The organism is Modestobacter marinus (assembly GCF_019799945.1).
Taxonomy (GTDB): domain Bacteria; phylum Actinomycetota; class Actinomycetes; order Mycobacteriales; family Geodermatophilaceae; genus Modestobacter; species Modestobacter marinus_B.
The window spans coordinates 409,212-417,385 of sequence record NZ_JABGCH010000001.1; the positions used below are offsets into that span (position 1 = coordinate 409,212).

The window sequence follows — 8,174 nt, forward strand, 5'->3', positions numbered from 1 at the left end:
GTGCAATTTCAACGCCACCCAACAATGACCAACGCGCCACCCCCAGAAACGGCGATGGGCCCCGCGAAGCGAGGCCCGGACTACCATCATTGGTAGCATGCGTGCCGTTCTTAATGAAGGCTAGAGAACGGCACGGAAGTGGTGTATCTCCCGGTGAGGGAGGCGTCGCGGATGTCATGCCGTTGATCGTCTATGGCAATTGTCGAGTTCAATGCAGAGTGACTTCTCTGCCTGGTGCTCGTGCTGCTGACGACCAGCTCCGTGATGCCCCGCTTCTCGTTAGACAGCAGCCTCCTGCGACACGGAGGCGTGGGCGCCGATCGGGCGGCCGGACAACGCAATCCTGCCGTAGAGGTGTCCCTGTTGCCCCACCCTTGCGGAAAGCTTCATCGGGCGGGCCCTACGGGACGGTAGTCGAGGGCACGTGCTCAGTCCTGCGGTGTTCCCGGTTGGGGTTCGCCATGCGGGACAGGGCTGCGCGTCGTCGCTGGAGCCAGTGCCCCCTATCTCAGGGCCACCTCGACGACCTCGGAACGCGCAACTCTCACACACAAACCTGTCCAGCCCAACATCCCGCCAGCCACTATTAGCACGACAGGAGATGGCACTGCCGCCAGGAGACAGTAACCCTCTGGGGTGCCGGGCGATTGATGCAAATGGCCTCGCTCCGACCACAAGCTTTGCGGAACCGCATCCTCGTATACCGCGAGCGTGCCGAGATCGCGTGTCCGCAGATAACACTCGCCCCCACACCAATCATCCGCAAGCCCAGCCTGCTACGTGATCGGCTCCACACTGGCCTTTGCGAGTCGATCGGATGCGCACAAACAAGGATCCGCAACTCGGGGTCCCGCAACTGCAATGCCCCACAGCCCTGGGGCCCTGTGCCACACTGGCCTCGTGCATCCGGCCGTCGGGGAACACTACTGCTGCTCTGACCCTTCCGATGACCTAGTCCGACCACCAGTCGCTGTCGATCGACGACGCCACACCTCGTTGAGCGACGCAACCCGCGGCATGCGCTGAACACGGTCAAGAGATTGCAGGCGTCCACGCGATGGCGGCGCAACATCCGTATGCATAGACTGATCTGGGCCTTCGTTGTAGGAGTCCTTTGTTTGCTGGCCGGCGCGACGCTCCGTGCCTTTAGTGCCGACACAGCAGCCTTGCAACAGATTGCCAACCAATCGCAGGTCCTCGGATTCCTTTTGGCCGTTGGAAGCGCTGTCATTGCCAGTGCACGGGCCATGCAACAACAGCTCCGATCCGTCCAGGATTGGGAGTCCGAACTCGCGAAGCGGGCAAAACTCTCCGAGGACCAATATTTGCGAGCCCTCATAGGAACAAGCCATGCGGCCGCATTGCACTTCGACGACGCCGACCCAACTCAGACAGGTGAGTTAGCTGGCATGCTCTTGGACATGTCGGAGCCAGATGCGGAGCCCAAGAACTTTGATTGGCTCGCCGATGAACTCGACGCCGACGACCGGGTCGTTATACTTGGACAGGCTGGCTCAGGCAAGACGGTCACCGTGTCCAAGTTGATACTTAGGCGACTATCCGATCGTAGTCCTGAGCAACGGGTTCCCGTCAGGTTGAGCTTGGCTAACTGGAATTCGGACATGAGCCCCGATGAGTGGTTCGCTAGCCAGATCGCCCAGGACTACGGATTGCCATTGCAACGAGCCAAGGACCTCGTGGAGGACAGGCGGATACAGCCGATCCTTGACGGGCTGGACGAGATGGACCCTGATGAATCTCTTGCTCGCCCAACTCGGGCTCTCTCGCTAATAGAGTGGCTCAACCACGAATATACCGACGCAGGACGCCCGGCAGGAGTGATCCTTACATGCCGCGAGGCGAGATATCGCTCACTAGCTCAACTAGGCGAGACCCTGCAACCGGCTAGACAATTTCGGATACTCCCCTTGGCGCCGGCGCAGATCCGTGACTATATCGAGAGGGTATTCGCAGGCGACGCTACAAAGGTCGCCTCCTGGAAACCCGTTCTCGATACCGTCGAAGGGGTTCGAGGAGGACCAGTCTGGGCCGTCCTCGCGACGCCATGGCGTCTGACCCTCGCGATCACCTTGGTGCGCTCGGGGCGGTCCCCTGCACAGTTGTTCGACGTTAAGCCTACGGAGACCGTAGCGCTCACTGCCCAGCGCGCCGAGGACGAACTGATCGCGTCCTTTATCGAAGCGACAACAATACTGGCGGAGAAACTGCCAAACGCAAAACCTCCCCGATACAGTGTCGCGCAAACCACGGCGTACCTGCGAGAATTAGCGCGTCGCCTGCAACTACAGGCGCGCACACAAGGACATGCGCCCGCGGCAGTCTCGATCGTACCTTATCAACTCTTCGCATCGGTGCCGCAAGCCCGCTTCGCCCACGGAGTCTTCGCGGGTAGCATAATGGCGTTGGGCTGTTTAGCCCTGGCGCTCGATGGCATTGGTCCGCCGACTGTATGGCTTGAATCCGCTCGTCACTTTTTCACGGCAGAGATCGGGCTGGCCTCTCGAATCTTTCAGGAGGTAGTTCCGGCGCTAGGCCTACTAGGGGCCCCCTTTTTGGCCGGCACGTTGGCCGCCGCCTCGCCTTCGCCCCCCGTATCAAAGATGAGGGTGGGCGGTCGCCTATCCGCTCGCGTGACGCAAGCCTTGCCCTATGCGGTCACCGGGGCGGCCGTAGCCCTACTGGGTTATTCGCTACGACTGTCACCTCGGACATACAGCGGGTATTGGCTCGTCGAAGCAATTTTTGTCCTTTCCGTTGTGACGGTGGGAGTTTATCTTCGGCAGCGGTGGCCCGCAAGGAGCGGACTGATTGTTTCCGTGGTCGTAATCTCATCCGTGCTGCTGTGGAGTCCTTTCACTCTCAGCGTAGCCCTGGGTGGTGCGGCCGATGCCTTTCTATATGGTCTCGCGATGATGGCTCTGACGGTAATAGTCGTGTTGGCTGCCATTCATTGCATCACCCCGCTCGCTCTGGCCATCAACGCGCGACTGGACTTGCAGGCGCACAGAGCGGCACTGACCGCACTTGGCGTGGGGGCCTTTGTCGCTTCGGCTACATGGCTAAGCTTTGTGCTGAACGACCTTGATGTCGAGACGATCTCCCTAGTCACGGGAGATACCTTTGGCGTGGGCCTGAGTACGAGAGCTCTTATCTCCTGGGGTGTCGCTGCGGGACTCGCCGCAGGTGTCTCAGCCGCTTACCGACGTTCGGCTGGAGATGGTGCCCTGATTGGCGTTATAACGGGTCTTGGAGTAGGCCTCGGCGGCATGCTCAGGATCTGGACTTACGGCCCGTTCGAAGACCTGTTCGGACTACTGTTGGCGTTCCCCCGGGCCTCCTTAGGTGCGCTTCTAGCGGCCGTGCTGCTCGCGCTCGTCCTGCGAGATCCGGTTCCGGATGGGCGTATCGAGCGATCGCCGCACGCCGCGTTGCGGGATGATCTGGTCAACGCAAGCTGGACGGCGGCCACCCTATCGGCACTGCTGTTCCTATTCTTGATTTCCGGCCTCGGCGACATATTCGGAATCCCCTTCGTCGGGACGCGAGGCGCTGCGGCGTTCGCCCTTGCCACAGGATTGGCGTTTGGGCTGTTCGGGAGGCGCGCTTGGTTTCGATACGTAATCGGAGTCGTCTTTGCGTCCGCGCGACGTCAATTGCCACTTCAGCTCGGAGCGTTCTTGCGCTGGGCCAAATTGGCAGGATTGTTGCGACTAAGCGGCTCGGCTTACCAGTTCCGGCATCTGGAACTCCAAGATTGGTTGTTGCCGCAGCACAGTCCCGAGTCTCTTCAACGGACCCCCGAGGGAGTCGCCGTGGAGCATGATGGAATGCGTCGCCAGCCGTGAGTGATTGTCGCCGAGGCTTCGAACGAAGCCTTAGGGTGATGCGACTGTCCGTAGAGCCCGCGCAGGGACCGGTGGAGAGGCCTCAGCCGACATCACCGAACAGGGATCCCTCGCAGAACACCGGCTGCGGCCGCCGAAACCGGGTGCACGTCGCCATAGCCGGTTCCTTGTACGGAACTCGTACGTGGGCGATCGGAGACCCCACTGCCTTCCGGCCGGAATGAGGCGACGGCAGGATCCAGGGATGCCGGGCGGGGCGCTGGCCACCGCGTTCGGTCCGGGCACACGACCGCCCGCGGCGCGTGTCGCGCCGAGCGGCCGCCGCGACGCCGCCGGGGTCGGCCCTCCATGCGGGGTGGGCGGCGCGGTCGGCCAGCACCGACACGAGCCCTCGGCGATCTTCGGCCCTCCCTCGTGTAGCGTCCGAGTTCGCGTTCTCAAAAGCTGGGAGTACAGGTGGGCGAGATCTCCATTCGATCCCTCATTGAGCAGGTCCAGCAGGGCCAAATCAGGGTTCCGGCGTTCCAGCGAGGATTCGTCTGGGACCACGACCGGATCGCGTTCCTGATGGATTCCATCTACAAGGGGTACCCGTTCGGGTCTGCGATTCTTTGGCAGACAAAGGAACAGCTAACCTCCGAGCGCCGGCTTGGTCCGTTCTCTCTTCCCGAGCCTACGGCCGATTTCCCTATCAGCTATGTGCTAGATGGTCAGCAGCGGCTCACTTCGATCTTCGGTACGTTTCAGACGGAGTTGGAGCCCGAGGACGATGAGATGTGGCCGCGAATCTACTTCGACCTTAAGGCCGAGCAGGATCTACAGGAGAGCCAGTTCCTAGCGCTCGAGAACGAGGACGTTGACCCAGCGCGTCACTTCCCGGTCAACACGTTCTTCGATACAACGGCGTATCGAAAGGCGACAAAGGGGTTCACGGACGAGCAAGCCGAAGCCATCGATTCCGTGCAGGCCGTCTTCAAGGAAGCCAAGATCCCGACCCAGGACATCGTCACGGACAACCGCGGCAAGGTAGCGATCGTCTTCGAGCGCGTGAACCGTCTGGGCGTGGAGCTCGACGTCCTTCAACTACTGTCAGCGTGGACTTGGAGCGACGAGTTCGACCTGCAAACTCGCTTCGCGGAGCTGGCCGCGATCCTCGCCCCCTTTGGCTTCGGCGAGGTAGGGGACGACTCGAATCTCCTCCTGCGCTGCTGCGCGGCGGTCGTCGCGAAGGATGCGGCTCCCAACACCCTGATGAACATGAGCGGCACCGAGGTGCGCGACCGCTTTGACGAGATTGAGAATGGGATCCAAGGTGCGATCGACTTCGTGCGGACGCACCTGAAGGTCGAGAAGCTCGGCAACCTTCCGTATCCGGCAGTGCTCGTCCCGCTGACCGTGTTCTTTGCCCACAAAGACGGTCAATCCATCAGGCTTTCCGACGAGCAGCGGAGGGTCCTCCTCCGATGGCTGTGGCGATCCTTCTTCTCCCGCAGGTTCAGTGCGGGCGTCCTCCGAAACCTGAAGCGCGACATCGAGGAGATCGTCAAGCTCAAGGACGGTAAGCCATCGGCGCTCGCGGACGTGACAGTCAATCTAGAAGCGGACTTCTTTCTCGAGAAGAAGTTCTCTGTCGCCGCGGTCGACAGCAAGACGTTTGTACTGCTCCTAGTGAATGCGCAACCGCTCAGCTTTGTGTCGGGGTCGTTGGTCTCGTTGGCTACGGTCCTCTCCGCCTATAACCGGTCCGAGTTTCACCACCTAATGCCGCAGGCATTCCTCGGGAAAATCGGTGTGGATACGGCATCGGCGAGTGTCCTCGCCAACTTCGCGATGATCTCGGCCGCCGATAACAAGATCCTCGGCGGAGTCGCGCCAAGTATCTATAGGGCGAAGATGCCGGCGGGCAAGATCACCGAAATCCTTGAGCATGCAGTCTGCCCGGAGAAGGAGCTTTTCGACGACGACTTCCAAGCGTTCTTGCAGGCGCGCGCCGCGCTGTTGACGGCCCAAGCTAATGGCCTGATGACGTAGAGCAGCACTCCTCCGAGGTACCTGGCGTTCGCCGCGGCTCGCAGCAGGACACGAAGCGGGCAAGCGGCCCCCAGGAAGCAGCGCCCACAACCCGGCCGGGGCGCCGACCAACGTCTGCTCGACCGCGCCCCCAGAGGAAGCGCGGTCGTTGCGACGCCCAACCGACAGCGACGGCCTGCGGACAAGGCGGCCCGTCGTTGGATGAGCCGAGCGCCGCATGCGCCACAGATGCCCGGATCTGCTCCGCGACGCGGGGGCCTGCGGTGGAGGTGCCACGTCGAGGCGCCGACTCGACTCGGCGCCCAACTGATCGGGCGCGACTTGCCGCCGCGAGTGACTCTCAAGATGAGCACCCTGCCCGACGCTCTGGCCCGTCCCGTCGCCCCACCCATCGTGGCCGGGAAACTCCCACCTCGGCGTGAGTCGGTCGCCTCTGTCGCAGATGGCGAAGCGCGACCCTCGGCGGTTCCCTAGGAGGTCTCGCAGCTGCCGCCAACCGTCGACGTCTATGGCTTCGCCCGTACCGAGGTATGAGCAGAGGCTCTCGTAGCGGGTCTCGACGCTGATGTCCAACTCGCCCATGCGGGCATCGTGCCAGGCGCGTGCGCCGCGCACCGCGGCTGCGCGACCTCGTGCTTGCACGTCGAGCTCTCGCCGGCCCAACTCTCGCGAGTCTCGGGATGCCTCCGAGGCCGTCCCTATCCGTGAGCGGCCCACTTAGCCCGGATGCACCGCCTGACGTGGTGATCAGCGGCGCGCCATAAAGATCAAATGCCCTCCGACCAGCAACGATGCGATTGCTGAGGTCGCAAATTCCATGAGTCGAGAGGGCATCTGACGGATGCGAGCATCGCACGATCTGTCCCGGGTGGGCGTGAGGTTCGACGAGCCGAATCTCGTGCCCTCGGCCGGGCTTCTGCCGGCGGCCGCGCTCGCGCAGCGCCTCGGTCTCGAGCAGCTGATCGATGACCGGCTGACCCTGACCGCGCACGGCCATTCCAGCGGGGTCAAGGCGCTGACCGTGCTGGGGTCGATGCTGGCCGGCGGTGACTCGATCCGAGACGTGGACGTGCTGCGCACCGGCGCGACCGAGAGCGTGTTCGACGGCGTGCGGGCGCCCTCAACGATCGGGTCCTGGCTGCGGGCGTTCAAGTGGTCCAACGTCCGCCAGCTCGACGCGATCGGCCGGGAGCTGCTGGCCCGCACCTGGGCCGCCGGCGGCGGCCCAGCCGACCTGGGCGCGCCGCTGACCATCGACATCGACTCCACCATCTGCCCGGTCTACGGCCGCAGCAAGCAGGGCGCCGGGTTCGGCTACACCAAGGTCCGCGGCTACCACCCGCAGCTGGCCACCCGCGCGCAGACCGGGCAGCTCCTGTTCGGCCGGCTGCGCGGCGGCAGCGCCGGTGCCGCCCGCGGCGTGACGTCGTTCCTGACCGAGACGGTCAGCCGGGTCCGGGCCGCCGGGGCCACCGTCCGCTCACGGTGCGCGCGGACTCGGGGTTCTACTGCCAGGCCGTGCTGCTCACCGCCAGGAAGTTCGACGTGCGGTTCTCCGTCACGGTCAAGCACAACCGCCGGATCCGGGCTGCGATCGCCGCGATCGGCGAGGACGCCTGGACGCCCATCCCGTACTGGCTCAGCAGCCCCGAGGTCTCCGGCGCCGACGTCGCCGAGACCGCCTACACCTGCTTCGCGGGCACCAAGCAGGCGCTGACCGTCCGGCTGGTCGTGCGCCGGGTCCGGCCCACGCCGGGCTCCCAGCTGGCGCTGTTCACCGCCTGGGACTACCACGCCTTCGTCACCGACCGGGACCTGCCGCTGGTCGAGGTCGAGGCCGACCACCGCCGCCACGCTGCGCCGGACGCTGTTCACGATGCCCGCCCGACTCGTCCAGTCCGCCCGTCGACGACACCTGCGAGCTCCCGAACGCTGGCCCTGGCGCACCGAGTTCGAGACCGCGATCAAAGCCATCACCGCCCTTTCGCGACCAGCCTGATCCCTCGCCCCGACGACCGGACCTCGGAGAAGCCGGCAGACCGGCAACACCGCCATGCCTGCAACCCGCGGCCGGCCCCCACGCCTCGAAGCAAGATCACGTCGGCGCTATCGCAAATCGACTCGGTGCATCCGGGCTAAGGGACACAGCCTCGAAGCTGCCGGCCTCACGGCACGCCGTGCGGGAAATCACTGTCTTACACCTTAGCCCGGATGCACCGCCTGACGCGGTGAGCGACGGCGCGCCCCGAAGATCAGATGCCCTCCGACCAGGAACGA

At 63.8% G+C, this 8,174-nt stretch carries 3 protein-coding genes and 1 pseudogene; all 4 read left to right on the plus strand.

Annotated elements, in window-relative coordinates:
• The first annotated feature begins 1,118 nt into the window (after nucleotides 1–1,118).
• Nucleotides 1,119–3,866, plus strand: a complete 2,748-nt coding sequence (locus HK417_RS01920) for an NACHT domain-containing protein (RefSeq protein WP_222262690.1) — start codon at nucleotides 1,119–1,121, stop codon at nucleotides 3,864–3,866.
• A 456-nt stretch (nucleotides 3,867–4,322) separates the two neighbouring features.
• Nucleotides 4,323–5,897, plus strand: coding sequence for a GmrSD restriction endonuclease domain-containing protein (locus tag HK417_RS01925; RefSeq protein ID WP_222262692.1), 1,575 nt, complete (start codon nucleotides 4,323–4,325; stop codon nucleotides 5,895–5,897).
• A gap of 841 nt (nucleotides 5,898–6,738) precedes the next feature.
• Nucleotides 6,739–7,350, plus strand: a pseudogene (locus HK417_RS26855) (transposase); the annotation flags it as partial.
• 32 nt (nucleotides 7,351–7,382) lie between these two features.
• Nucleotides 7,383–8,036 carry a hypothetical protein gene (locus HK417_RS24875; RefSeq protein ID WP_261325582.1) on the plus strand — a complete coding sequence of 218 codons (654 nt, stop codon included), beginning with the start codon at nucleotides 7,383–7,385 and terminating at the stop codon, nucleotides 8,034–8,036.
• The last annotated feature ends 138 nt before the right edge of the window (nucleotides 8,037–8,174 follow it).